The sequence below is a fragment of the Salmonella enterica subsp. enterica serovar Typhimurium str. LT2 genome, from assembly GCF_000006945.2.
Classification (GTDB): Bacteria; Pseudomonadota; Gammaproteobacteria; order Enterobacterales; family Enterobacteriaceae; genus Salmonella; species Salmonella enterica.
Map to the genome: position 1 here is coordinate 1,580,679 of NC_003197.2, position 23,419 is coordinate 1,604,097.

The 23,419-nt window shown below is 51.5% G+C and carries 25 protein-coding genes and 24 other annotated features; of the genes, 13 read left to right on the top strand and 12 right to left on the bottom strand.

What is annotated here, in order from left to right:
* Positions 1 to 24: 24 nt before the first annotated feature.
* Positions 25 to 596 (bottom strand): spermidine N1-acetyltransferase gene (speG, locus tag STM1502; RefSeq protein ID NP_460462.1). Within the gene, positions 25 to 585 belong to an annotated coding region; the region does not span the whole gene.
* Positions 591 to 596, bottom strand: a ribosome-binding site (putative RBS for speG; RegulonDB:STMS1H001716). (Overlaps the previous gene by 6 nt.)
* 24 nt (positions 597 to 620) lie before the next feature.
* The gene (gene ynfB, locus STM1503; protein ID NP_460463.1) for a putative periplasmic protein occupies positions 621 to 974 on the bottom strand. Within the gene, positions 621 to 962 belong to an annotated coding region; the region does not span the whole gene.
* Positions 969 to 974 (bottom strand) — a ribosome-binding site (putative RBS for ynfB; RegulonDB:STMS1H001717). (Overlaps the previous gene by 6 nt.)
* Positions 975 to 1,114: 140 nt before the next feature.
* On the opposite strand from ynfB, the gene ynfA reads away from it, so the two are divergent.
* The 5 genes from ynfA (at position 1,115) to ydfI (ending at position 6,850) form a co-directional block, all read left to right on the top strand.
* Positions 1,115 to 1,441, top strand: a complete 327-nt coding sequence (gene ynfA, locus STM1504) for a putative inner membrane lipoprotein (protein NP_460464.1) — start codon at positions 1,115 to 1,117, stop codon at positions 1,439 to 1,441.
* 110 nt (positions 1,442 to 1,551) lie between these two features.
* Positions 1,552 to 1,557, top strand: a ribosome-binding site (putative RBS for rspA; RegulonDB:STMS1H001718).
* Positions 1,552 to 2,777, top strand: a protein-coding gene (rspA, locus tag STM1505) for a putative dehydratase (protein NP_460465.1). Within the gene, positions 1,563 to 2,777 belong to an annotated coding region; the region does not span the whole gene. It overlaps the preceding feature by 6 nt.
* Positions 2,776 to 2,781, top strand: a ribosome-binding site (putative RBS for rspB; RegulonDB:STMS1H001719). Its footprint overlaps the gene before it by 2 nt.
* Positions 2,776 to 3,807, top strand: a protein-coding gene (rspB, locus tag STM1506; RefSeq protein ID NP_460466.1) for a putative dehydrogenase. Within the gene, positions 2,788 to 3,807 belong to an annotated coding region; the region does not span the whole gene. It overlaps the preceding feature by 6 nt. Before rspA ends, rspB begins: the two co-directional genes overlap by 2 nt.
* Before the next feature lie 53 nt (positions 3,808 to 3,860).
* Complete coding sequence (gene ydfJ / locus STM1507; protein NP_447926.1) at positions 3,861 to 4,838, top strand: putative transport protein; 978 nt, start codon at positions 3,861 to 3,863, stop codon at positions 4,836 to 4,838.
* A 534-nt stretch (positions 4,839 to 5,372) separates the two neighbouring features.
* Positions 5,373 to 5,378 (top strand) — a ribosome-binding site (putative RBS for ydfI; RegulonDB:STMS1H001720).
* Positions 5,373 to 6,850, top strand: a protein-coding gene (gene ydfI, locus STM1508; RefSeq protein NP_460468.1) for a putative mannitol dehydrogenase. Within the gene, positions 5,384 to 6,850 belong to an annotated coding region; the region does not span the whole gene. It overlaps the preceding feature by 6 nt.
* Positions 6,851 to 6,916: 66 nt before the next feature.
* Here ydfI and ydfZ read toward each other — a convergent pair.
* The 3 genes from ydfZ to ydfG form a co-directional block, all read right to left on the bottom strand.
* The gene (ydfZ, locus tag STM1509; protein NP_460469.1) for a putative cytoplasmic protein occupies positions 6,917 to 7,134 on the bottom strand. Within the gene, positions 6,917 to 7,120 belong to an annotated coding region; the region does not span the whole gene.
* Positions 7,129 to 7,134 (bottom strand) — a ribosome-binding site (putative RBS for ydfZ; RegulonDB:STMS1H001721). (Overlaps the previous gene by 6 nt.)
* Positions 7,135 to 7,300: 166 nt before the next feature.
* Positions 7,301 to 7,995 (bottom strand): putative gntR family regulatory protein gene (ydfH, locus tag STM1510; protein NP_460470.1). Within the gene, positions 7,301 to 7,987 belong to an annotated coding region; the region does not span the whole gene.
* Positions 7,990 to 7,995 (bottom strand) — a ribosome-binding site (putative RBS for ydfH; RegulonDB:STMS1H001722). It overlaps the preceding gene by 6 nt.
* A 121-nt stretch (positions 7,996 to 8,116) precedes the next feature.
* Positions 8,117 to 8,876, bottom strand: a protein-coding gene (ydfG, locus tag STM1511) for a putative oxidoreductase (protein ID NP_460471.1). Within the gene, positions 8,117 to 8,863 belong to an annotated coding region; the region does not span the whole gene.
* Positions 8,871 to 8,876: a ribosome-binding site (putative RBS for ydfG; RegulonDB:STMS1H001723), on the bottom strand. It overlaps the preceding gene by 6 nt.
* 113 nt (positions 8,877 to 8,989) lie before the next feature.
* Positions 8,990 to 8,995, top strand: a ribosome-binding site (putative RBS for dcp; RegulonDB:STMS1H001724).
* On the opposite strand from ydfG, the gene dcp reads away from it, so the two are divergent.
* Together dcp and STM1513 are read left to right on the top strand one after the other, a co-directional pair.
* The gene (dcp, locus tag STM1512; RefSeq protein ID NP_460472.1) for a dipeptidyl carboxypeptidase II occupies positions 8,990 to 11,044 on the top strand. Within the gene, positions 9,002 to 11,044 belong to an annotated coding region; the region does not span the whole gene. Its footprint overlaps the feature before it by 6 nt.
* A 337-nt stretch (positions 11,045 to 11,381) precedes the next feature.
* Positions 11,382 to 11,387, top strand: a ribosome-binding site (putative RBS for STM1513; RegulonDB:STMS1H001725).
* The gene (locus STM1513) for a putative cytoplasmic protein (RefSeq protein NP_460473.1) occupies positions 11,382 to 11,571 on the top strand. Within the gene, positions 11,389 to 11,571 belong to an annotated coding region; the region does not span the whole gene. It overlaps the preceding feature by 6 nt.
* A gap of 119 nt (positions 11,572 to 11,690) precedes the next feature.
* Here the strand turns inward: STM1513 and ydeJ are convergent.
* Positions 11,691 to 12,233 (bottom strand): putative competence-damaged protein gene (gene ydeJ / locus STM1514; RefSeq protein NP_460474.1). Within the gene, positions 11,691 to 12,218 belong to an annotated coding region; the region does not span the whole gene.
* Positions 12,228 to 12,233: a ribosome-binding site (putative RBS for ydeJ; RegulonDB:STMS1H001726), on the bottom strand. (Overlaps the previous gene by 6 nt.)
* 400 nt (positions 12,234 to 12,633) lie before the next feature.
* Positions 12,634 to 12,639: a ribosome-binding site (putative RBS for ydeI; RegulonDB:STMS1H001727), on the top strand.
* On the opposite strand from ydeJ, the gene ydeI reads away from it, so the two are divergent.
* Positions 12,634 to 13,037, top strand: a protein-coding gene (gene ydeI / locus STM1515) for a putative periplasmic protein (RefSeq protein ID NP_460475.1). Within the gene, positions 12,645 to 13,037 belong to an annotated coding region; the region does not span the whole gene. Its footprint overlaps the feature before it by 6 nt.
* A 691-nt stretch (positions 13,038 to 13,728) precedes the next feature.
* Here ydeI and ydeE read toward each other — a convergent pair.
* The gene (gene ydeE, locus STM1516) for a putative MFS family transport protein (RefSeq protein NP_460476.1) occupies positions 13,729 to 14,924 on the bottom strand. Within the gene, positions 13,729 to 14,916 belong to an annotated coding region; the region does not span the whole gene.
* Positions 14,919 to 14,924: a ribosome-binding site (putative RBS for ydeE; RegulonDB:STMS1H001728), on the bottom strand. (Overlaps the previous gene by 6 nt.)
* 210 nt (positions 14,925 to 15,134) lie before the next feature.
* Positions 15,135 to 15,140 (top strand) — a ribosome-binding site (putative RBS for ydeD; RegulonDB:STMS1H001729).
* Between ydeE and ydeD the strand changes: the two genes are divergently transcribed.
* Positions 15,135 to 16,046, top strand: a protein-coding gene (gene ydeD, locus STM1517; protein NP_460477.1) for a putative permease, integral membrane protein. Within the gene, positions 15,144 to 16,046 belong to an annotated coding region; the region does not span the whole gene. It overlaps the preceding feature by 6 nt.
* A gap of 118 nt (positions 16,047 to 16,164) precedes the next feature.
* Here the strand turns inward: ydeD and marB are convergent.
* From marB to marR, 3 genes are all read right to left on the bottom strand, one after another.
* Positions 16,165 to 16,392, bottom strand: a protein-coding gene (gene marB, locus STM1518; RefSeq protein NP_460478.1) for a multiple antibiotic resistance protein. Within the gene, positions 16,165 to 16,380 belong to an annotated coding region; the region does not span the whole gene.
* Positions 16,387 to 16,392 (bottom strand) — a ribosome-binding site (putative RBS for marB; RegulonDB:STMS1H001730). Its footprint overlaps the gene before it by 6 nt.
* Before the next feature lie 16 nt (positions 16,393 to 16,408).
* The gene (gene marA, locus STM1519; RefSeq protein NP_460479.4) for an AraC/XylS family transcriptional activator of defense systems occupies positions 16,409 to 16,862 on the bottom strand. Within the gene, positions 16,409 to 16,843 belong to an annotated coding region; the region does not span the whole gene.
* Positions 16,812 to 17,444 (bottom strand): multiple antibiotic resistance protein gene (gene marR / locus STM1520; protein ID NP_460480.1). Within the gene, positions 16,812 to 17,246 belong to an annotated coding region; the region does not span the whole gene. The genes marA and marR overlap by 51 nt, the downstream gene beginning before the upstream one ends.
* Positions 16,857 to 16,862, bottom strand: a ribosome-binding site (putative RBS for marA; RegulonDB:STMS1H001731). Its footprint overlaps the gene before it by 6 nt.
* Positions 17,255 to 17,260: a ribosome-binding site (putative RBS for marR; RegulonDB:STMS1H001732), on the bottom strand.
* Positions 17,420 to 17,428, bottom strand: a -10 signal (putative -10_signal for marR; RegulonDB:STMLTH004494).
* Positions 17,436 to 17,444, bottom strand: a -35 signal (putative -35_signal for marR; RegulonDB:STMLTH004494).
* A gap of 41 nt (positions 17,445 to 17,485) precedes the next feature.
* Positions 17,486 to 17,491: a ribosome-binding site (putative RBS for marC; RegulonDB:STMS1H001733), on the top strand.
* Here marR and marC point away from each other — a divergent pair.
* Positions 17,486 to 18,170, top strand: a protein-coding gene (gene marC / locus STM1521) for a multiple antibiotic resistance protein (RefSeq protein NP_460481.1). Within the gene, positions 17,505 to 18,170 belong to an annotated coding region; the region does not span the whole gene. It overlaps the preceding feature by 6 nt.
* 46 nt (positions 18,171 to 18,216) lie before the next feature.
* Here the strand turns inward: marC and ydeA are convergent.
* Together ydeA and yneJ are read right to left on the bottom strand one after the other, a co-directional pair.
* Positions 18,217 to 19,407 (bottom strand): MFS family L-arabinose/isopropyl-beta-D-thiogalactopyranoside export protein, encoded by a 1,191-nt coding sequence (gene ydeA, locus STM1522; protein ID NP_460482.1) that lies wholly within the window; start codon positions 19,405 to 19,407, stop codon positions 18,217 to 18,219.
* 115 nt (positions 19,408 to 19,522) lie between these two features.
* Positions 19,523 to 20,404, bottom strand: a protein-coding gene (gene yneJ / locus STM1523; protein NP_460483.1) for a putative LysR family transcriptional regulator. Within the gene, positions 19,523 to 20,395 belong to an annotated coding region; the region does not span the whole gene.
* Positions 20,399 to 20,404: a ribosome-binding site (putative RBS for yneJ; RegulonDB:STMS1H001734), on the bottom strand. Its footprint overlaps the gene before it by 6 nt.
* An 83-nt stretch (positions 20,405 to 20,487) precedes the next feature.
* Positions 20,488 to 20,493, top strand: a ribosome-binding site (putative RBS for yneI; RegulonDB:STMS1H001735).
* Between yneJ and yneI the strand changes: the two genes are divergently transcribed.
* The 3 genes from yneI to yneG all read left to right on the top strand — a co-directional run bounded on the left by yneI (position 20,488) and on the right by yneG (position 23,244).
* The gene (gene yneI, locus STM1524) for a putative succinate-semialdehyde dehydrogenase (RefSeq protein NP_460484.1) occupies positions 20,488 to 21,886 on the top strand. Within the gene, positions 20,498 to 21,886 belong to an annotated coding region; the region does not span the whole gene. It overlaps the preceding feature by 6 nt.
* Positions 21,887 to 21,946: 60 nt before the next feature.
* Positions 21,947 to 21,952: a ribosome-binding site (putative RBS for yneH; RegulonDB:STMS1H001736), on the top strand.
* Positions 21,947 to 22,885, top strand: a protein-coding gene (gene yneH, locus STM1525; protein NP_460485.1) for a putative glutaminase. Within the gene, positions 21,959 to 22,885 belong to an annotated coding region; the region does not span the whole gene. It overlaps the preceding feature by 6 nt.
* Positions 22,866 to 22,871 (top strand) — a ribosome-binding site (putative RBS for yneG; RegulonDB:STMS1H001737). (Overlaps the previous gene by 6 nt.)
* The gene (gene yneG, locus STM1526) for a putative cytoplasmic protein (RefSeq protein ID NP_460486.1) occupies positions 22,866 to 23,244 on the top strand. Within the gene, positions 22,885 to 23,244 belong to an annotated coding region; the region does not span the whole gene. The genes yneH and yneG overlap by 20 nt, the downstream gene beginning before the upstream one ends.
* The last annotated feature ends 175 nt before the right edge of the window (positions 23,245 to 23,419 follow it).

Sequence of the window (23,419 nt, forward strand, 5' to 3'; positions counted from 1 at the left end):
CTCTCCGTGACTACCGCGCCGCGCTTACTGCGCGGTGGGTTTCAGGAGTGTAGAACCGGACGTTTTATGTTCATCCAGATACTGCTGCTGGAAGATACACATGCGGATGGTGTTACGGTATTCGCCGTTAATGAAGAACTCATGAATCAGCTCGCCTTCTACTCTAAACCCGAGTTTACGGTAGATGTGAATCGCTTTTTCATTCTCTTTATCGACGATCAAATACAATTTATAGAGATTGAGTACGGTAAATCCGTAATCCATCGCCAGTTTGGCCGCGCGTGACGCCAGGCCTTTTCCCTGGTACTCCGGCGAGATAATAATCTGAAATTCCGCCCGCCGATGCACATGGTTAATTTCCACCAGTTCTACCAGCCCGGCGTTTTCACCGTCGCATTCGACGACAAAGCGCCGTTCGCTTTGGTCGTGGATGTGTTTGTCGTAGAGATCCGACAGTTCGACAAAAGCCTCATACGGCTCTTCAAACCAGTAACGCATAACGCTGGCATTATTATCAAGCTGGTGGACAAATCGTAAATCTTCACGCTCAAGCGGGCGCAGTCTGACCTTGTAGTCACTTGTCATACTGTATCCTTACACTTCCTTTTAGTTATCCTGCATCAGGGCGTAATAACGCGACCTGTACGACGATCCAGACACCGCAGCGTATTGGGCTCCCAATAGGCGTTGATGTTGGCGCTTTGCTCGCATTTATCGCGGTTATCAAAGGCGGCATCGGCTTTGTCCCACTCTTTTTCTGCGCGGGTATTCACTTTCTGACGCAGACTGCGAGTGTCGTTCCATTGTTCCTTTTCCATCGCCGCTTCCTGACGACTTTGTGCGCTATCTCCCGATTCAATCACCAGTTTACTGGTTTCAGCGAATGCGGAAGTAGTATATACAACGGCCGCCAACGTAAGCATTGCCGTCAGGCACAGGCGTTTGCTCAGCGTATTGTTCATCACAACATCCTTTCATTAGAGGGGAAAAAGCGGTAAACCACCTGTAAATTCTACACCAATCCTTATGCCTGGCATATACACAAGAATGGCCGGATAACCGTAACGATATTCTGTTGTATTATCACTTATCATTTCGTAACCAAATGAATCTCATGCTAAAGACGACTCTGCTTTTCTTTGTCACCGCCCTCTGTGAAATCATTGGATGTTTTCTTCCCTGGCTATGGCTTAAGCGCGGCGCCAGCGTGTGGTGGCTTCTGCCCGCCGCTGCGTCACTTGCGTTATTCGTCTGGCTTTTGACCTTGCATCCGGCGGCGAGTGGGCGGGTTTATGCGGCTTACGGTGGGGTATATGTCTGTACTGCGCTCCTGTGGTTACGTGTTGTCGATGGCGTCCGGCTCACGGTTTATGACTGGTGCGGCGCGCTGATCGCGCTGTGTGGAATGCTGATTATCGTCGTCGGATGGGGACGTACGTAACATTGCCGCGCGACCAGAACATTTTGTGATCTGGCAGCGCTTTTTACATCAATATACTTGTATGGTAGTAGCTCAGTTGGGTAAATTTCCTGCATCCCATAATGCGATGTAAGGAATAAAAATGAAGATTGTAGGGGCTGAAGTTTTTGTTACGTGTCCAGGGCGTAACTTCGTCACCTTAAAGATAACCACGGAAGACGGGATCACCGGTCTGGGGGATGCCACCCTGAACGGACGCGAGCTCCCGGTGGCCTCGTACCTTACCGATCACCTGTGCCCACAGCTCATCGGGCGGGATGCTCGCCGCATCGAAGATATTTGGCAGTTCTTCTACAAAGGCGCGTACTGGCGCCGTGGCCCTGTCACCATGTCCGCCATTTCCGCGGTTGATATGGCGCTATGGGATATTAAAGCCAAAGCCGCCAATATGCCGTTGTATCAGTTACTCGGCGGCGCTTCGCGTGAAGGCGTCATGGTGTATTGCCATACCACAGGCCACACCATCGACGATGTGCTGGAAGACTACGCGCGTCATAAAGAGCAAGGGTTCAAAGCAATCCGCGTGCAGTGCGGCGTTCCGGGGATGAAAACCACCTACGGCATGGCGAAAGGCAAGGGGCTGGCCTATGAGCCCGCGACAAAAGGCCAGTGGCCGGAAGAACAATTGTGGTCAACGGAAAAGTATCTCGATTTTACGCCAAAGCTGTTTGACGCCGTGCGTAATACGTTCGGGTTTAATGAACATCTTCTGCACGATATGCATCACCGACTGACGCCTATTGAGGCTGCCCGCTTTGGCAAATGTATTGAAGACTATCGTTTGTTCTGGATGGAAGACCCGACGCCGGCTGAAAATCAGGCGTGCTTCCGCCTCATCCGCCAGCATACGGTCACGCCGATTGCCGTAGGCGAAGTCTTTAACAGTATCTGGGATTGCAAACAGCTCATTGAAGAGCAATTGATTGACTATATCCGCACCACGCTTACCCATGCCGGTGGTATTACCGGGATGCGCCGCATTGCTGATTTTGCCTCGCTCTACCAGGTGCGTACCGGTTCGCATGGGCCGTCCGATCTGTCGCCGGTTTGTATGGCCGCTGCATTACATTTCGACCTGTGGGTGCCTAACTTTGGTGTGCAGGAGTTTATGGGCTACTCCGAACAGATGCTGGAGGTTTTCCCGCATAACTGGACGTTCGAGGGCGGCTATATGCATCCGGGCGACAAGCCAGGACTGGGCATTGAGTTCGATGAAAAACTGGCGGCGAAATATCCTTACGATCCAGCCTATTTGCCGGTGGCTCGCCTGGAAGACGGCACACTGTGGAACTGGTAAGGAGCGAAAAATGAAAAGCATCGTAATCGAAAAACCGAATACATTAACTATCGAAACGCGCGCGCTTCCGCAGCCTGCGCCGGGCGAAGTTCGTATTAAAGTGAAACTGGCGGGTATCTGCGGTTCCGACAGTCATATTTATCGGGGACATAATCCCTTTGCAAAATATCCCCGTGTCATAGGCCATGAATTTTTCGGTGTCATCGACGCGGTAGGCGACAACGTCAATCACGACCGGATAGGAGAACGGGTATCCGTCGATCCGGTGATCAGTTGCGGGCATTGTTACCCTTGTTCAGTCGGTAAACCCAATGTGTGTACCTCGCTGGTGGTGCTGGGCGTGCATCGTGACGGCGGTTTCAGCGAGTATGCGGTGGCGCCGGCCCGTAATGCTCATCGCATACCGGACAACATCGCAGATCATCATGCCGTCATGGTTGAGCCGTTTACCATTGCGGCAAATGTGACGGGACAAGTGAATCCGACCGAGCAGGACGTGGCGCTTATCTATGGCGCAGGCCCGATGGGACTGACGACCGTACAGGCGCTGAAGGGGGTTTATCAGGTTAAAACGGTCATAGTCGTTGATCGCATTGAAGAGCGTTTAGCGATGGCGAAGCAGAGCGGCGCTGACTGGACCCTCAATAATGGTCAACATTCACTGGCGGAATTTCTACAGCAGAAGGCGCTAAAGCCGACCTTGATTGTCGATGCCGCCTGTCATCCCGCTATCCTGCAAGAGGCGATTACCCTTGCATCGCCTGCGGCACGCATTGTCCTGATGGGATTTTCCAGCGACCCGTGTGAGATTGTACAGCAGGGTATTACCGGAAAAGAGCTGGCTATTTATTCATCGCGTCTTAATGCCAATAAATTCCCGGTCGTGATTGACTGGCTGAATAAAGGGCTTATTGATCCGGATAAGCTGATAACGCATACATTTGATTATCAACATGTCACCGACGCGATTGAGCTTTTCGAGAAAGACCAGCGTCAATGCTGCAAAGTCTTACTCACGTTTGCGAAATAATATAAATACTTGCGAGTAAGTGGTACGCATCTTACCTCTTAGAGATTGCCTATATGACACAAATAAAGCATGAACGATCGACTCAGGATTTAGTGCGCGCTGCCGTATCTGGCTGGTTAGGCACCGCGCTTGAATTTATGGATTTTCAGTTATATTCACTAGGCGCGGCTCTGGTCTTCCATGAGATATTTTTCCCGGAACAGTCTGCCGCGATGGCGCTTATTCTGGCAATGGGCACCTATGGTGCAGGTTATATAGCCAGAATTATCGGCGCCTTTGTTTTTGGTAAAATGGGCGACCGCATCGGACGAAAAAAAGTATTGTTTATTACCATCACCATGATGGGGATCTGCACCACGCTGATTGGCGTACTGCCGACGTATGCGCAAATCGGCATTTTTGCGCCAGTATTACTGGTAACATTGCGAATTATACAGGGGCTGGGCGCCGGGGCGGAAATTTCCGGCGCGGGTACCATGCTGGCCGAGTATGCGCCGAAAGGAAAGCGTGGCATCATTTCCTCGCTGGTCGCGATGGGCACCAATTGCGGTACGTTGAGCGCGACGGCGATCTGGGCGGTGATGTTCTTTGCGCTTGAACGCGAACAACTGATCGCCTGGGGATGGCGTATTCCTTTCCTGGCGAGCGTCGTTGTTATGATATTCGCGATCTGGCTGCGAATGAATCTGAAAGAAAGTCCGGTATTCGAAAAAGTAAGCGAAGGTGAAAAATCGCCAGCGTTAACGCCTGCGTCAGAAAATACATTGGGCGCGATGTTTACCAGCAAATCTTTCTGGCTGGCCACCGGTTTACGTTTTGGACAAGCGGGGAATTCAGGGCTTATTCAAACCTTCCTTGCCGGATATTTGGTTCAGACGTTATTATTTAACAAATCTATCCCAACCGATGCGTTAATGATAAGTTCCGTAATTGGTTTTATCACTATCCCACTCTTGGGGTGGTTGTCCGATAAATACGGTCGTCGGCTGCCGTATATAATATTGAATATCTCCGCGATTATTCTCGCCTGACCGATGCTGTCTATTGTGGTAGATAAAACGTATAGCCCTGGCGTAATTATGGCGGCGCTCATTGTTATTCATAACTTTGCCGTGCTGGGATTATTTGCGCTGGAAAACATCACCATGGCGGAAATTTTCGGATCGCGTAATCGCTTCACCCGGATGGCGATTTCAAAAGAGGCAGGGGGGCTGGTGGCGGTCGGTTTTGGCCCCGTCCTCGCAGGGATCTTTTGTAACATGACCGATTCCTGGCTGCCCATCTTAATTATGCTGGTGCTCTACTCGTGTATTGGTCTGATTTCTGCGCTGTTGATGCCGGAGGTCAGAGATCGCGACCTGAGTCTGCCTGAGGATGCGGCGGAAGCGACAGCGGCAGAGAAGTTACGCCACTCCGCAACCCAGACGAGTTAAATCGTGTCGACGGTATGGCCGGAACGCTAATGCGGTTTCGGCCATGCTGTCCGGTCACTTTTGTTTAATTAGCGTAAATCCAAATGCACCAGGGCAGGCGTTACTCTGCGACTGTTCCGCTTTCAGAATATAGAGGTTATAAAATGCAAAACAGGCTTTTATCGGCAAAGGCGACGCTTCCTGATTACGATCGCGCGGCGCTGGCGGCGCGGATGGTCCATCTCGGTTTTGGCGCGTTTCATCGCGCGCATCAGGGGGTTTACACAGATATTCTGGCTGCGGAGCAGCATAGCGACTGGGGCTATTATGAGGTTAATCTTATTGGCGGCGAACAGCAGATTGCCGATCTAAAGCAGCAGGATAACCTCTATACCGTGGCGGAGATGTCGGCGGAAGCCTGGACGGCGCGTGTGGTGGGCGTCGTCAAAGCGGCGTTGCATGTCCAGGTTGATGGTCTGGAACGTGTGCTGGCGGCGATGTGCGAACCGCAAATAGCGATTGTGTCTCTGACCATTACCGAGAAAGGGTATTGTCATTCGCCAGCCACGGGCCAACTTCTGCTGGAACATCCCATGATTGCCGCCGACCTGCAAAATCCGCATCAACCGCTAACGGCACCGGGTATTATTGTCGAAGCGTTAGCGCGTCGTAAAGCCGCAGGCTTACCGGCATTTACCGTGATGTCCTGCGATAACATGCCGGAAAATGGGCATGTGACGCGTCAGGTTGTGACGGCTTACGCCCGGGAGGTGGATGCGGAACTGGCGATATGGATCGAGCAAAACGTGACATTTCCGTCAACGATGGTTGATCGGATTGTCCCTGCGGTCACGCCGGAGACGCTGGATAAAATCGAACAACTGACCGGCGTGCGCGATCCGGCGGGCGTTGCCTGTGAACCGTTTCGTCAGTGGGTGATAGAGGATACGTTTGTGGCGGGTCGTCCGCTGTGGGAAAACGCGGGCGCGACGTTGGTCGCCGACGTGGTTCCGTTTGAAGAGATGAAACTGCGAATGCTTAACGGCAGTCATTCATTCCTGGCTTATCTGGGGTATCTTGCCGGCTATCAGCATATTAATGACTGCATGGCTGACGACAACTATCGTCTGACCGCGCAGGCGTTAATGTTACGCGAGCAGGCGCCCACGCTGAAAGTCCAGGGGGTAGATTTACAGCGTTATGCCGATCAGTTGATTGCGCGTTACCGTAATCCGGCGCTGCGTCATCGTACCTGGCAGATTGCGATGGATGGCAGCCAGAAACTTCCGCAGCGTATGCTGGACTCCGTTCGCTGGCATCTTGCTAATCATAGCGATTTTGATTTGCTGGCGCTGGGCGTGGCGGGGTGGATGCGTTACGTTGGCGGCGTGGATGAGCAGGGTAAGGCGATCGACGTCAGCGATCCGCTATTGCCGGTTATTCAGCGCGCCGTGGCAAACAGTGAAGAAGGCGCCAGTCGTGTTAAGGCGCTGCTGGGAATGGCTGAAATTTTCGGCAACGATTTGCCGCAGGCGGCGCGGTTTACGCAAAAAGTGCAAGAAGCCTATGACAGTTTACTGACATATGGCGCGAAAGCGAGTGTGGCGAAATATGCCGAGCGGTTGAAATAGCGTAACAGAGACCCGGTAGCATTATGCTACCGGGAAGGCCGGAGCGGTTCTTAGCGGCCAGTGGTATCAGTTCATGCCAAGACGAATCAGTTCGACCGGCGCGAATTTACCTTCACAACCTTCGACAATCACCGTTTTGCCGCGGCGAATTTGACCTGCATCCAGACCTTCGCTCTCAATGGCTTTGATAATCCCGGTATGACCCGTGCCGCTTATCATGACCCGGCTACCGGTAGTGATTGCGTTACGGTTACGATCGTATGTCATCATGGTGTTTTCTCCTTTCAAACTTACAGCCAAAGCCCGCAGGTTTCCCCGCATGACGGGCGACATATAAATACGCTTATCGTTGCGAATTTTTTTTGTTTTTGATCAAGCTCACGGCTTTTTAGGCGGGAATGTGCAGGGTGAGAAAGCGGAGAAGGCGTCTCACCCCGACGTTAAAGGGGGTTACTCTTCGCTAAACCAGCCGCTGTTTTCCTGACGGATAAGCTGAACGGATTCGCTAATTTCCTGCAAATGCTGGGTCATTGCGCTCTCAACCGCATTGCCGTCACGATTTTCCAGCGCGGAGAAAATATCATGGTGCTGGCGCAACAACATCTCCGGCGGAGAAACATGATCCAGACTCATATAGCGAACCCGGTCGATTGTCGCTTTGATATTTTCAATGGTATCCCACGCTAACTGGCAATCGGCGATCTGCGCCAGCTTTTGGTGGAAATCGTCATCAAGCTGGAAAAAATCATCAATCTGTTTGCGCTCGATAGCAATATGTTGCAGGTGCAGGTTTTGCGCCAGTTGATAGCACTGGTTGTCGGTGATCATCGCCGCCGCACGGCGGACCACCGCGCATTCGATCGCCTGCCGAACAAAGCAGCCATTCTGTACCTGAGAAAGCGAAATCTTATTCACATAACTACCGCGCTGAGGGCGGATCTGAATCAACCCATTTTCCGCCAGCTTTATAAAAGCCTCGCGCACCGGTTGACGCGAAACGTTAAAACGGGTTGAGACCTCTTTTTCTGATAGCGGCGTGCCAGGCGGGATAAGACAATGCACGATATCACGCCGAAGAATACGGTAAATTTGCTGGTTGACAGGCTGTGTAGGGTTAAGCTGCGTTTCGACGGTCATTCATTCTTACTTTTTAGGCGGTTGACCCGGATACTCTACCACTTTTCCGTGGTGGTCTATACCGATCATGTTTCTGGTTGCAGATACGTTTGCCAGGGATTACCCGGCCCGCAGACCGGGTATAACCCCTTAGCTACGGTGGACGCTGAGCCCTGCGAAGGATTGGGTAACAGGCATCATTTCAACGGTATTAATATTCACATGCGCGGGGAGCGTGGCCACCCACCATACCGCTTCGGTAATGTCTTCTGGCGTGAGCGCGGTGGTATTTTCGTAAGTTTTACCCGCTTTCTCATCGTCGCCTTTGAAACGGACGCTGGAAAACTCGGTACCGCCAACCAGACCCGGTTCAATGTCGGTCACGCGAACCGCCGTGCCGTGTAAATCCGTGCGCAAATTCAGGCTAAACTGGCGCACAAAGGCTTTCGTCGCGCCATAGACGTTGCCACCAGCATAAGGCCAACTGCCGGCGGTTGAACCGATGTTAATGATATGACCGCGATTACGTTCGACCATTCCTGGCAGCACGGCGCGGGTCATATAAATTAAGCCTTTATTATTAGTATCGATCATAGTTTCCCAGTCTTCTACGCTGGCTTTATGCGCCGGTTCAAGACCCAGCGCCAGACCGGCGTTATTGACCAGCACATCAATATCGCGCCACTGCGCAGGCAGAGAGGCCATCATCTCTTCGATGGCCGCGCGGTTGCGCACGTCCAGTTGGGCGGTCAATACGTTCTCGCCAAGCTCATCTTTTAACGCTTGCAGGCGTTCATGACGACGTCCCGTGGCAATGACTTTATGTCCATTCTCAACAAAACGGCGTGCAATGCACTCGCCAAACCCTGCGGTTGCTCCAGTTACTAAAACGATCATCACACAGTTCCTCAACGCTTTTTGTGTTGTATTACCATAGCACGCGGCGTTTATGAAAGGGTAATCCTGGTTAACACGGTTGCGGTCAGCATAGGGGGAAGCTTACTCTTATGATCAACCTATTTTCAGGAGTGAAAAATGTCGACGAATCCTTTGTTAGACCAGAGTATGTTGCCTTATCAGGCACCGCGTTTTGATCGGATCAAAGATTGCCATTATCGTCCTGCTTTTGATGAGGGCGTGCGGCAAAAACGCGTGGAAATCGAGGCCATCGTCAATCATCCGGCGGCCCCTGACTTTACGAATACGCTTCTGGCGCTGGAGCAAAGTGGGGCGCTTCTGTCACGCGTCACCAGCGTTTTTTTCGCGATGACGGCCGCGCACACTAACGATGAACTCCAGCGGTTGGATGAGGCCTTTTCTGCCGAGCTGGCGGCGCTCTCCAACGATATTTATCTGAATAGCGCGTTATTCGCTCGCGTGGATGCCGTCTGGCAACAGCGTCACTCACTGGGGCTGGATGATGAGTCGCTACGGTTGGTCGATGTGATCCATCAGCGTTTTGTGTTGGCAGGCGCGCAGCTTGCCGAAGAGGATAAAGCGCGACTGAAGGTATTGAATACTGAATCCGCGACCTTAATGAGTCAGTTTAATCAGCGTCTGCTGGCGGCAAGTAAAGCGGGCGGGCTGGCGGTAGATGACGCGCATTGCCTGGCAGGATTAAGCCCGGAAGAAATGACCGTCGCTGCTGAAGCGGCGCGTGAAAAAGGCCTGGAGGAGCGCTGGTTCATTCCGCTCCTTAATACGACGCAACAGCCTGCGCTTGCTACGCTGCGCGATCGCCAGACCCGCGAAAATTTATTCGCAGCGTCATGGACTCGGGCGGAAAAAGGAGATGCCCACGATACCCGCGCTATCGTTCAGCGTCTGGTAGAGATTCGTCGCTGTCAGGCAAAACTACTGGGTTTCCCCAATTATGCCGCATGGAAAATGGCCGATCAGATGGCGAAAACGCCGCAAGCCGCACTGAGCTTTATGCGTGGCATTGTGCCGCCAGCGCGTCAGCGGGTACTCAATGAACAGGCGGAAATTCAGAACGTCATTGATGGTGAGCAGGGCGGCTACACCGTTCAGGCCTGGGACTGGATGTTCTATGCCGAACAGGTACGGCGGGAAAAATATGCGTTAGATGAAGCGCAACTGAAGCCCTATTTTGCCTTAAATACGGTGTTGCAAGAGGGGGTTTTCTGGACCGCCAACCAGCTATTCGGCATCACCTTCGTCGAGCGTTTTGACATTCCGGTGTATCACCCTGATGTTCGGGTGTGGGAGATTTTCGATTCCGATGGTGTCGGCATGGCGTTATTTTATGGCGACTTCTTCGCGCGGGACTCGAAAAGCGGCGGCGCGTGGATGGGGAATTTTGTCGAGCAATCCACACTCAATGAAACCCGGCCCGTTATATACAACGTATGTAACTATCAGAAACCTGTTGATGGGCAGCCTGCATTACTGCTTTGGGACGACGTTATTACACTCTTCCATGAGTTTGGTCATACGTTGCATGGTTTGTTTGCCGTCCAGCGTTATGCCACGCTTTCAGGTACCAATACGCCCCGCGACTTTGTCGAGTTTCCCTCCCAGATTAATGAGCATTGGGCGAGCCATCCACGTGTGTTCGAACGCTACGCGCGTCATGTCGACAGCGGTGAAAAAATGCCTGCTGATTTACAGGAAAGAATGCGCAAGGCGAGTTTATTTAATAAAGGTTACGATATGACTGAATTGCTCGGCGCCGCATTGCTGGATATGCGCTGGCATATGCTGGAGGAGAGCGTAGCAGAGCAGTCTGTCGCTGAGTTCGAGCAGCAGGCGCTGGCCGCCGAGCATCTTGATTTACCGGCAGTGCCGCCCCGCTATCGCAGCAGTTATTTTGCCCATATCTTCGGCGGCGGCTATGCAGCGGGATACTACGCCTATCTGTGGACGCAAATGTTAGCGGATGACGGTTATCAATGGTTTGTAGAGCAGGGCGGCCTGACGCGTGAAAACGGGCAGCGTTTTCGTGATGCTATCCTTGCCCGGGGGAATAGTACTGATTTAGAAACGCTTTATTCAGCCTGGCGTGGACATGAACCGCATATTGACCCCATGTTGCAATATCGTGGGCTCGATCGCTAAGCTGATACGGTTGTTCGGCACTGTCGAACAACCGCCTGAAAATGAATCCTGAACTTCTGATGACAGCCAGTTAAATTTATGGGGTTAAGTTGTCTGAATATAAAGAGGGCGTGCATTCGGATTTTTCTACTTATTTTTCCGTGGTGGCTTGATTGCCAAAGATTTATTACCGCTTCGCTGTTGATGTTTTCAAAAAATATATCTTCCGCCATGTGATGGTATTATGTAAATAATGCAGAAATGAATTTGACACTGCGCACAGGGCGACTAGATTTAGAACTGTATCACATGATATGAGAAGACATATCATATTTAAAACGCAACATCATCATGAGGATTATATTATGGCAGAACATCGCGGCGGTTCCGGTAATTTTGCAGAAGATAAAGAGAAAGCCTCAGAAGCAGGTCGTAAAGGCGGCCAGCATAGCGGTGGGAACTTTAAAAACGACCCACAACGTGCATCTGAAGCGGGTAAAAAAGGTGGCCAAAATAGCCACAGTGGTGGACGGAAATCCGGCAATTAATTTTACTGCTGATATTTCATAAATATATTCTGAAATATTGCACATACGATGCGGGCCATAGGCTCGCATTTTTTTATTCTGACCGGGAGTTATTCTGACCGGTCAGATGAAATTATTGTTTATGCTTTCTTCGTTAACAGAAAAAGCAATTCAGCGAGGGCGAAGCGTACGCATTTTTCCAATACTTCCTGACAATCTCCGTTGAAATGTTGTCGGCTTGTAAAAGTTGTATTGTTAATATTCCAGGCAAACCAAACTGTGCCCGCCGGCGTGCCATCTTCGCCGCCTTCCGGACCGCCATAGCCGCTGATCGCTATGCTGATATTGACCTCAGCCTGATCCTTAGCGCCCTGTGCCATTTCAGTAACAACCGCTTCGCTGACGGCGGTATGTTCGGCAAGACTGTGGCGTTGTACGCGTAAGATTTTTGCTTTGGCTTCATCAGTAAAGGTGACATACCCCACACCGTAAAATGAGGGCGTATCTTCTGCTGCGCACAATGCTGAAGCCAGTTTCCCGCCAGTGCAGGATTCTGCAGTGGTCAGACGGAGTTTCTGGTTAACCAGTAAATCACCAAGTTTTTTTGTCAGGCTATCGACGGATTCGGCTTCATCAAGGGTGACAATATCGTGCTGTTCTAATCTCATCGTTTATTTTTCCGTTACAGAGACAAATGAAATCTGTTCGTTCTTCTCAAGTATGGCATATTTATTTTATGACATTGTCAGTGAATGATTATTTTATCCAGTTACCAACAAACCCGCTGTTGCATAACTTGCTTACTTTCTTACGGCGATGACTGTCATTGATTATGTGGAAGGCCATTATCCTCAAAAAATAAAGCCGATTATTCTGAATTGCTATCCAGACGTTGATGCATATGACTTCAGCTATGTGGCAAGTTAACTATTACGCCGTTACGCTTTCGCGCTCACTGGCGCTGATATCGGTTGCATATTAATCCGGATGGGTTGATTTTATTGCTTAATATTCTGCGGGTAAATTCATGTTTGTAAAAACTAAAAATAGCGGCCAGACTTAATACGTCAAATAGACGTTATTAAGGAGAGAGCATGAAACTACAGGTGGCTGCATTTTTAAGTTTTCTGATAATGCCTTACGCGCTAGCGGATGATCAAGGGGGATTAAAAAAAGACGTGGCACCGCCGCCGCCTCATGCTATTGAGGATGGTTATCGCGGTACGGATGATGCAGAAAAAATGACCATCGAACAGGCAAAAACCCTGCATGATGGCGCGACCGTTTCGCTGCGCGGCAACCTTATTGATCATAAAGGCGACGATCGCTATGTATTTCGTGATAAATCCGGCGAGATTAACGTGATAATTCCTTCCGCCGTATTTGATGGGCGGGAAGTTCAGCCGGATCAAATGATCAACATTAACGGTAGCCTGGACAAGAAAGCGAAGGAACCGCTTGTTCGCGTGAACCGACTGCAAAAATAACGCGCGCTAACCGGCAATCTCCAGGTCAGCCATACGGGGCACGCGGCTGGCCTGATACCATGGGTCTTGTAAAAGCGCCTGGGGGACAAAAGGTCCCATAATGTCTTATTCAGGTCTGGTTGCGTATCGTTTAAGCTTCATTGATATTGACGGTGCTACAGTCGTTAGCGATCCGTTATCCTCGCAAGAATTTGCCCGGTAGCGTATAAGCAAAACACAAATCTATCCATGCAAGCATTTACCGCTGGTGAACCGGCGGTTTTTTTTTTGCCTGCCATCCAGACAAAAGCGGCCCCTTGCGCAACGATGCAGCAAGGGGCCGGCTCTGCGAGGGATTATCTCCGTTCATTAATCATCCCATTTGTGACTGAACCAGGCGGCCAGAAATCCGGAAAATAAAATAATTCCTAATACAACGATAAAAAGGTTAATACTGCCTAACATCTCGTTTCTCCTTATTTTAGTGTGCATCCTCTTTTTTAAAAAACCTCGTACAGACTATAGTACTAATTTATACTTAAGCAAAGTCTGAATTGCGTATTTATTTTACTGGAAGGGTAAAGCATTAGAATATTTTCGTCAGCGCCCAGGAATATTCCTGAATTACCGCAGTGACAGCAGATAATTAGCCTGCAATATATAGGGTTAACCCGGTGCGCCAGAAACTGCGCACATCACTGGCTGCAGATAATTAACAGGTAATAGCCTGTTGCGTAGGGGTAATCCGCATTCCTTTTAACATCAGTGCCCAGGCGAACACAATGGCGATTATCAGGACAACGAAAAGCGACCAGGCTGGAAGCGTCGTCAGGATGACGCCGCTGGCCAGCGGGTTTACCGCCGCACCCAGCCAGCCCAGCGATTGCGCTGAAAAATAGCTGGCTTTCATCCCGGCAGGCGCAATGTTGTCAATTAACATATATTCGCCGGGGGCATAAATAATTTCGCCAATCGTGAATACTGCCGCTGAAAGCCCCCAAAAAAACAGATTGTCGCCTGAAAAAATAAATCCGATGAGCCCGGCGATAAAAAAGACGGTGCCGGTCGTCATCATTGGTCGAATATTGACGGCGGTAAGTCGACGGCCCACGGCGTATTGCAAACTGACCACAATAACCGCATTAACCGGCAGGACGACGGCTACCACTTTTTCCGCGAAGCCGCTATCGGCAACGACCATAACGTACTGTGAAATACAGGACGCAAAGGCGCCCCCCACAAAGGAGGCCAGAAATGCCGAAAGCGTAAACCACAATAATGCTTTGTCGCGCAGCAGAACGGAGGGAGACCAGATAGCGGCATTTTTCCCCTCGCTGGCGGCAACCGATCGTGTCACCCATACCTGAATAAAGACCAGCGGGAATGCGGAGCAGATGGCGGCAAGCCAGAAGGGTAAATTGATGCTTTGCATCACCAGCAGCGTGCCGAGCGGCGGGCCAACCGTCCAGCCGATATTGAGTACGGTATAGTTGAGCGAAAAAATCCGTGTTTTTGTTGTCGCGGTGAGATTATCGGCGAACCAGGCCTTCAGGACGGTAGAAAAAACCGAATAGGCGCAGTTAATAAGCGCAAAAAGCAGGACAACCAGTACGACATTATGCACCATTGGGATGGCGATAAATCCGCAGGCGAAGGCGATAATCGCGAGTAACATGTAGCGCTTTTTATCAAACTTGTCCGCCAGAATCCCAAAGCCAAGACTAAAGATGACGCCGATCGTTAACGCGCTGGTCAGCGCGTAGCCAATCAGATCCACGCCTAAACCGTACTGACGGTTAAGATAGATGGTCATAAAGGGGAGCGTGGCGCCGCGTCCAATTGTCAATAACAGCGATGAGGCGAGTAGAGCCAACGTCGAACGTCTCAATCCTGGATTCATTTTTCCTGCCTGAAATGGAGGTTACGTATCGGGACGTTTTAATCTACCGTGCCCGCAAAAGCATGATGTCTATACGCTATAGCGTAGTCTTAACATACCATAACGCAGGATTTTGCCCATCGTGTGTTGTTCAATGCCATGCTCACGGTAAAAAGAAAAGTCCTGTTATGGCGCACTGATTTCCGATAACTTACCTTTTTACAAAATTTTAATAATGACAGGGGCCGATGATGTCGCGTAAAGACGGTTTTTTGGCGTTACTGGTGGTTGTCGTATGGGGGCTCAATTTTGTTGTCATCAAAGTAGGCCTGCACCATATGCCGCCATTATTGCTGGCAGGATTACGATTTTTACTGGTGGCGTTTCCGGCAATTTTCTTTGTCGCCCGGCCTAAAGTCCCGCTTACGCTGTTGCTGGGCTATGGGCTGACGATAAGCTTTGGGCAGTTCGCCTTTCTCTTTTGCGCGATAAAGTTTGGTATGCCCGCAGGACTGGCGTCGTTGGTATTACAGGCGCAGGCCTTTTTTACCATGGCATTGGGGGCGTTTGTTTTTAGCGAGCGGTTACAACGTAAGCAGTTGGCGGGGATCGCCCTGGCGATTATAGGTGTACTGGTATTGATTGAAGCCAGTCTCAACGGACAGCATATAGCGATGTCGGGATTTATGCTGACTCTGGCGGCGGCATTTAGCTGGGCCTGCGGCAATATCTTTAATAAAAAAATTATGCAACATAGTCCGCGCCCGGCGGTGATGTCGCTGGTGGTCTGGAGCGCGCTGATCCCGATCCTGCCGTTCCTGCTGTCATCGCTGCTACTGGAGGGGGCGGATCACATTACGCAAAGCCTTATTACCATCGATATGACGACGATATTGTCGCTGCTTTATCTGGCTTTTGTCGCCACTATACTTGGCTACGGCATCTGGGGCGCGTTACTGGGGCGCTATGAGACCTGGCGCGTGGCGCCGTTATCATTGCTGGTGCCGGTAGTCGGGCTGGCGAGCGCCGCGGTGTTACTCGGGGAAACGTTGACCGGGATGCAGCTTGCGGGCGCAGTACTGATTATGGCTGGACTCTATATCAATGTGTTTGGATTTCGTGTGCGCCGTACTGCGCGTGTCAGCGGATGAGGCATTATGTTACTAAGAAGACAAACGCTAATTTCAGACCATGCCGCGGGGTAATAGCGGCGGACTTGTCATAGCCAGACGGTACTAAAAAAATGCCCCGCAAAACGGGGCAAAGAGGTTAAAGGTGTTGGTCGTTATAATAGGGCACGCCTAATTCATCTGACTTATCGCTGTTCACGCTCACGGGGTGAAGGTCATTTGGCGGATCGCCTACACAGGGCAGCAGCATCACATCGCGGCTATTTTGCGCCACAGGTAACAAAGTTTGTTCTGCAATGCCATATCCGGAGGCGATAAGTAACAGACCCGGCAGGGCGGGAAACAGCATTTTCATGGTGCTCTTCGCGTGGCGCATAAACAAACTAGTAGTTGCCATGGTTCAGCGGCAGCATATACCGTGATTCGCCATGCATATTGGTGATCCGGTATTTGTGTGGCGGCACATCAAAATAGTTTTTGAACGTCCGGGTCAATGTTTGCTGTGACTCAAAGCCATAGCGTTCCGCCAGATAGAGAATGGGCTCGTTGCTCTCTTTTAATTTTTGCGCGATTTCCGTCATTTTACGGCTGCGGATGTATTGGCCTAATGAATGACCGGTCTCTTTTTTAAACATCCGTTGCAGGTGCCATTTGGAATATCCTGAACGCTCAGACACTTTTTCCAGTGAGAGCGGCGACTCCAGGTTATCCTCGATCCAGTCCAAAATGCTATGAATAGTAATAGCGTCAGTGTTGCGTCTGGACATCGTCATACCTCTTTTTTGTCTACGGCAGAATTTTCTTGAGCAAATACTCAAGCGTTGCCACTTCGTCCGCCGTTAAGTTTTTTGTTAATTCCTGATGCAGGTCTTGCCCTGGTCGTTGATGACATTGCTCACAAATTGCCGCGCCGTCCGGCGTTAGCTTCACCAGTACGCCGCGTTTGTCATTAGGATTCGGCAGTCTTTCGATCCAGCCTTTGCACAGCAGGCGGTCGAGCATCCGCGTCAATGCGCCGAGATCGACAGACAGCACTTTTTTAAGTTCAACCGGGGTAATACATCCCGCGCAGCGTATCGAGCAAAGCACTTTAAACTGTGTTGCGGTGATATCCAGCGGGGATAAATAGTTATTTAACAGGCGATCTTTTTTCTGATTTACCATGTAGATCAAGCGACCCAGCGGAATGATTTCATTGAACAGATCACTGGTGCTTTTCAAAATGGTTGCCCCGGCAAGTAATTAATTTCGTCAGATACTATTGCCCAGGCAAGTATAAGTCAACTAAATGAATTGGCCGATGCCACGATTTGCTAAAAGGCGTCCGGGGTATTGTGCTGTGATAACTTGTAACTAATTGATAATTACAGGTTATAGGTTGTAGAGGATATTAACTTGCACACTGGCGAAATGGCGCGCCTGGGCAATTTCACTTTATACTTCCGGTTCATGAAACGCTGATGGGTAAGAGATAGTATTATGATGGATTTGTTTAAAGCGATTGGATTGGGGCTGGTCGTACTGCTCCCGTTAGCCAATCCGCTAACCACCGTGGCGCTGTTTCTTGGCCTTGCGGGCAATATGAATAGTGCGGAACGCAACCGGCAGTCCTATATGGCTTCGGTTTATGTCTTCGCTATTATGATGGTGGCGTACTACGCCGGGCAGTTAGTCATGAACACCTTCGGTATTTCGATTCCAGGGCTACGGATCGCCGGGGGGTTAATCGTGGCGTTTATCGGCTTCAGAATGCTTTTCCCGCAGCAGAAGGCGCATGAGTCGCCGGAAGCGAAAAGCAAATCGGAGGAGCTGGCAGACGAACCGACGGCCAATATTGCGTTTGTTCCACTGGCTATGCCAAGCACCGCAGGACCGGGGACCATCGCAATGATCATCAGTTCCGCTTCCACGGTGCGTCATGGCGGCGAGTTTCCCGACTGGGTCATTATGGTCGCGCCGCCGATTATTTTTCTTGCCGTGGCGGTGATCCTGTGGGGATGCTTACGCAGTTCTGGCGCTATTATGCGGCTGGTGGGTAAAGGGGGGATTGAAGCGATCTCCCGCTTAATGGGATTCCTGCTGGTGTGTATGGGCGTGCAATTTATTATCAACGGCGTGTTGGAAATTATTAAAACGTACCACTAAGGCGCATTTTCGTCTGCCGGAAACCTGTTCCCGGCAGACGAATGTCTTAATGCGGTTGTTCTTCCAGCGTCACTGGCCATTTGCGGAATATGAGCACAGCCCATACCAGCGCGGCACAGGCGGGTATGGCGCCAATATAGCCGATGGCCGACATTGACCAGTGCAAACTCACCTGATTACCTACCAGCGCGCCAGCGCCAATACCAATATTAAAGATGCCTGAAAATAGCGCCATTGCGACATCGGTCGCGTCCGGGGCCAGCGCCAGTACTTTCACCTGCATACCGAGCCCTATCACCATAATCGCGATGCCCCAGAAAATGCTCAGTATGGCCAGATGCGCTTCGCTCTCCGCCGCGGGCAGCAGCAGCAGCAGACAGACAACCAGCAGGGCAATAGCGATACTGACGAGCGACGAGGCATGGCGATTACCCAGTTTACCAAACACGAGGCTGCCGATGATCCCGGCGCCGCCGAGGATCAGTAACAGGACGGTAGCAAAATTCGCACTGAGCCCGGCGACATTCTGAACGAACGGTTCAATATAGCTATAAGCTGTGTAATGCGCAGTCACCACAACGACGGTCAGTACATAGAGGCTCATCAGCGCCGGGCGTCGGAATAGCAAAGGTAAACTTTTTAGTGAGCCGGAATGCTCGCTCGGCAATTTCGGTAGAAGCTTAATCAGACATAGCAGCGTAATTAATGCGCCCATGCCGATGGCAAAAAAGGTGGTGCGCCAGCCAAAATACTGACCAACAACGCGACCTATGGGCAGCCCAAGCACCATGGCCAACGCGGTGCCGGTCGCTATCAGACTTAATGCCTGCGCGCGTTTCCCGGCAGGGGCCAGGCGGATCGCCAGCGAGGCGGTTATCGACCAGAAAATAGCGTGGGCGAAAGCGATACCAATACGGCTAATGACCAGCACGGTAAAGTTCCATGCCAGAAAGGAGAGCACATGGCTGGCAATAAACAAAACAAACAGATAAATGAGTAGCTTACGGCGCTCCATTTGACTGGTAAGAAGCATAAAAGGCAGCGACATGACGGCAACTACCCAGGCGTAAATGGTTAGCATGATGCCGACCTGCGCGGTTTGCATATGAAAGCTTTCAGCAATGTCTGATAGCAAACCAACTGGCACAAATTCTGTGGTATTGAAAATAAAAGCGGCAATAGCAAGCGTAACTACCCGTAGCCACGCGACCTTGCGGGAAACTGGATTGATTGTCATAAAAATATTTCGGGTTAGTTGCGAGAAGGTGAGACCGCGATCTTAAAACGTTTACTGGCGAAAAGACAATCATTTTGTGACCTGCTTCTCATTTACTTCGCAGGCCGTTTCGTCTTCAGTCGGTGCTCGCCAGTTGGGCGTTAAGTAACTCGATAAAGGCCTCAAGCTGACGCGTCATCGCCCCGCGCCGCCACATTAGCCATGTGTTAAGCCAGCGCCACTTCTCCGCCAACGGCCAGGCTTCCACCTGATGATGTCCTGGCATACTGTTGAGCATACTTGCTGGCATCAGCGCAATACCTGCGCCGGCAATTACGCACGCCAACATTCCATGATATGACTCCATTTCGTGAATCGTACCGGGGGTCGCGCCATCGGCATGAAACCAGCTTTCGAAATGCCGTCGGTAAGAACAGTTGGCGCGAAAAGCATAGATGTTATAACCATTCACCTCGCTGGCCCGCGAAACGACGGAATGGCCGTGTGGCGCGACGATCATCATCTCTTCCTGGTAAGCCGGTATACCTTCCAGCCCCGGATGCATTAGCGGGCCATCAATAAAGGCGGCGTTCAGCTTTCCCTCGAGCACGCCATCCAGCATGGCGCCGGAAGGACCGGTCGTTAACGCGAACTGAATTTTAGGGTAACGCTGGTTATAACCCGCCAGCAGCGCGGGGATACGTACGGCGGCAGTACTTTCTAACGCGCCGAGTGAAAACAGTCCTTGCGGTTCCTCTCCGGCAACCACCATGCGGGCTTCATCGACCAGCGCCAGGATCTGCTGGCTGTAACGTAAAAAGTTATGCCCGGCTGGTGACAGCCTGAGTCGCTGGTTTTCGCGAATAAACAGAGAGACGCCCAGGTCGGCTTCAAGCTGACGGATACGCGTGGTCAGGTTGGACGGAACGCGGTGCACTTTTGCCGCCGCCTGCGTAATGCTGCCCGTCAGAGCGACAGCGTTAAACATTTCCAGTTGCGTCAGGTCCATGGTTTTCTCAATTCGTGAATAGTCTGGTTAATATTATTCATTTTTCAGAAAGGGTAAAGGGCGTCATGATGGTACAACTCCCCTGATAACGAGAGAAAGAACATGACCATGATGACTGCAACACAGGCGTTATCCGTGAATCCTGCGACCGGCCAGACGCTGGCGGCAATGCCCTGGGCTAACGCGCAAGAGATTGAACATGCGCTGAGTCTGGCGGCGAGCGGTTTCAAAAAGTGGAAAATGACATCGGTAGCGCAACGGGCGCAAACATTACGCGATATTGGTCAGGCGCTTCGCGCTCATGCAGAAGAGATGGCGCAATGTATTACGCGTGAAATGGGTAAACCCATAAAGCAGGCGCGTGCGGAAGTGACGAAATCCGCCGCGTTATGCGACTGGTATGCGGAACATGGCCCGGCAATGCTGAATCCTGAGCCTACGTTGGTAGAAAATCAGCAGGCGGTGATTGAATACCGTCCGCTGGGCGTCATTCTGGCGATAATGCCGTGGAATTTTCCTTTATGGCAGGTGTTACGCGGGGCAGTGCCGATACTGCTGGCGGGGAATAGCTACTTGTTAAAACATGCGCCCAATGTCACGGGTTGCGCGCAGATGATAGCCCGAATCTTGGCGGAAGCCGGTACTCCCGCTGGCGTCTATGGATGGGTGAACGCTAATAATGAGGGCGTGAGTCAGATGATTAACGATCCGCGAATCGCGGCGGTGACGGTGACCGGTAGCGTGCGCGCCGGCGCGGCGATTGGCGCTCAGGCTGGGGCGGCGCTGAAAAAGTGCGTACTGGAACTGGGTGGCTCGGATCCGTTTATTGTACTCAATGATGCCGATCTCGAGTTGGCGGTAAAAGCTGCGGTTGCCGGACGCTATCAAAACACCGGACAAGTCTGCGCCGCCGCCAAACGTTTTATTGTCGAAGAGGGCATTGCGCAGGCGTTTACCGATCGTTTTGTGGCGGCTGCCGCAGCATTAAAGATGGGTGATCCTCTGGTTGAAGAGAATGACCTGGGGCCGATGGCGCGCTTTGATTTGCGTGATGAACTCCATCAACAGGTGCAGGCTTCCGTCGCCGAAGGCGCACGGCTACTGTTGGGCGGGGAGAAAATCGCCGGGGAGGGCAACTATTATGCCGCGACCGTTCTGGCGGATGTTACACCTGACATGACGGCATTTCGTCAGGAACTTTTTGGGCCTGTTGCCGCCATTACCGTCGCAAAAGATGCGGCGCACGCCCTCGCGCTGGCGAATGACAGTGAGTTTGGCCTGTCGGCGACGATCTTTACCGCCGACGATACGCTGGCCGCGGAGATGGCGGCGCGTCTTGAGTGCGGTGGGGTATTCATTAATGGTTACAGCGCCAGCGATGCGCGTGTGGCATTCGGCGGGGTGAAGAAAAGCGGCTTCGGTCGCGAGCTTTCGCACTTTGGTTTACACGAATTTTGTAATGTGCAGACCGTCTGGAAGAACCGCGTCTAATCGCCCTGACGTCGCGTGGCGCCCTCTGCTATACTCGCAGGCCTTTTCAGACCTGCGAGCAAGGAGCATGTTGTGGCCAGGGCCATGGATAATGCAATTTTAGAGACGATTTTACAGCGCGTTCGCCCCCTCATTGGCCAGGGCAAAGTCGCTGACTATATTCCGGCATTAGCGTCCGTCGAAGGTTCAAAGCTGGGGATAGCGATTTGTACCGTGGACGGGCAGCATTATCAGGCGGGCGATGCGCACGAACGCTTCTCTATTCAGTCTATTTCGAAAGTGCTCAGTCTGGTGGTGGCGATGCGTCATTATCCGGAAGAGGAGATCTGGCAGCGCGTCGGAAAAGATCCTTCCGGCTCGCCGTTCAATTCGTTGGTTCAGTTAGAGATGGAACAAGGCATCCCGCGTAATCCATTTATTAATGCGGGCGCGCTGGTGGTATGCGACATGTTGCAAGGCCGGCTTAGCGCGCCGCGTCAGCGGATGCTGGAAGTTGTGCGCGCGCTTTGCGGCGTATCGGATATTACGTATGACGCTACGGTCGCGCGCTCTGAATTTGAGCATTCCGCCCGTAACGCCGCTATTGCCTGGCTGATGAAATCATTCGGTAATTTTCATCATGATGTGCCTACCGTGTTGCAAAATTACTTTCACTACTGTGCGTTGAAAATGAGCTGCATGGAACTGGCGAGGACGTTTGTCTTTCTGGCGAATCAGGGCGAGGCGTTTCATCTCGACGAGCCGGTAGTGACCCCCATGCAGGCCCGGCAGATTAATGCGCTAATGGCGACCAGCGGGATGTATCAGAATGCCGGCGAGTTTGCCTGGCGGGTGGGATTGCCCGCTAAATCCGGCGTGGGCGGCGGTATTGTCGCCATAGTGCCGCATGAAATGGCGATTGCCGTCTGGAGTCCGGAGCTGGATCCTGCGGGAAACTCTCTGGCAGGTATCGCCGCGCTTGAGCAATTAACACAAACGTTAGGACGTTCGGTATACTGATGAATGCGCTTGAACCGCTCTTTGCCCGCCTGGCGCGATCGACATTTCGTTCGCGTTTTCGTCTCGGGATAAAAGAAAGACAATATTGCTGGGATAAAGGCGCGGAGGTGATTGATAAACACGCCGCCGATTTTATCGCCCAGCGACTGGCGCCAGCTCACCCGGCGAATGATGGTAAGCAAACGCCGATGCGGGGCCATCCGGTATTTATCGCGCAACATGCGACGGCAACCTGCTGTCGCGGGTGCCTGGCGAAGTGGCACCAGATACCTCAGGGAGAACCGCTGAGCGAAGCGCAGCAACAGTATATTGTCAGCGTTATCCATTACTGGCTGGTCATACAAATGAATCAGCGGTAGAGCAGCGCGTCGTTGCTGACGCTTTCCCTGATAAATTACCCTCATACCACTGATAGCAGCCGTTGACCGTCATATATCTCATGCGCTGAAGCGCATATTTAGTTACAACATACAGTTAGTTGTTTTTTTTCAACGCCTGTCAGCACTGTGCAAAAAAATGTTCTACAGGGCAGGG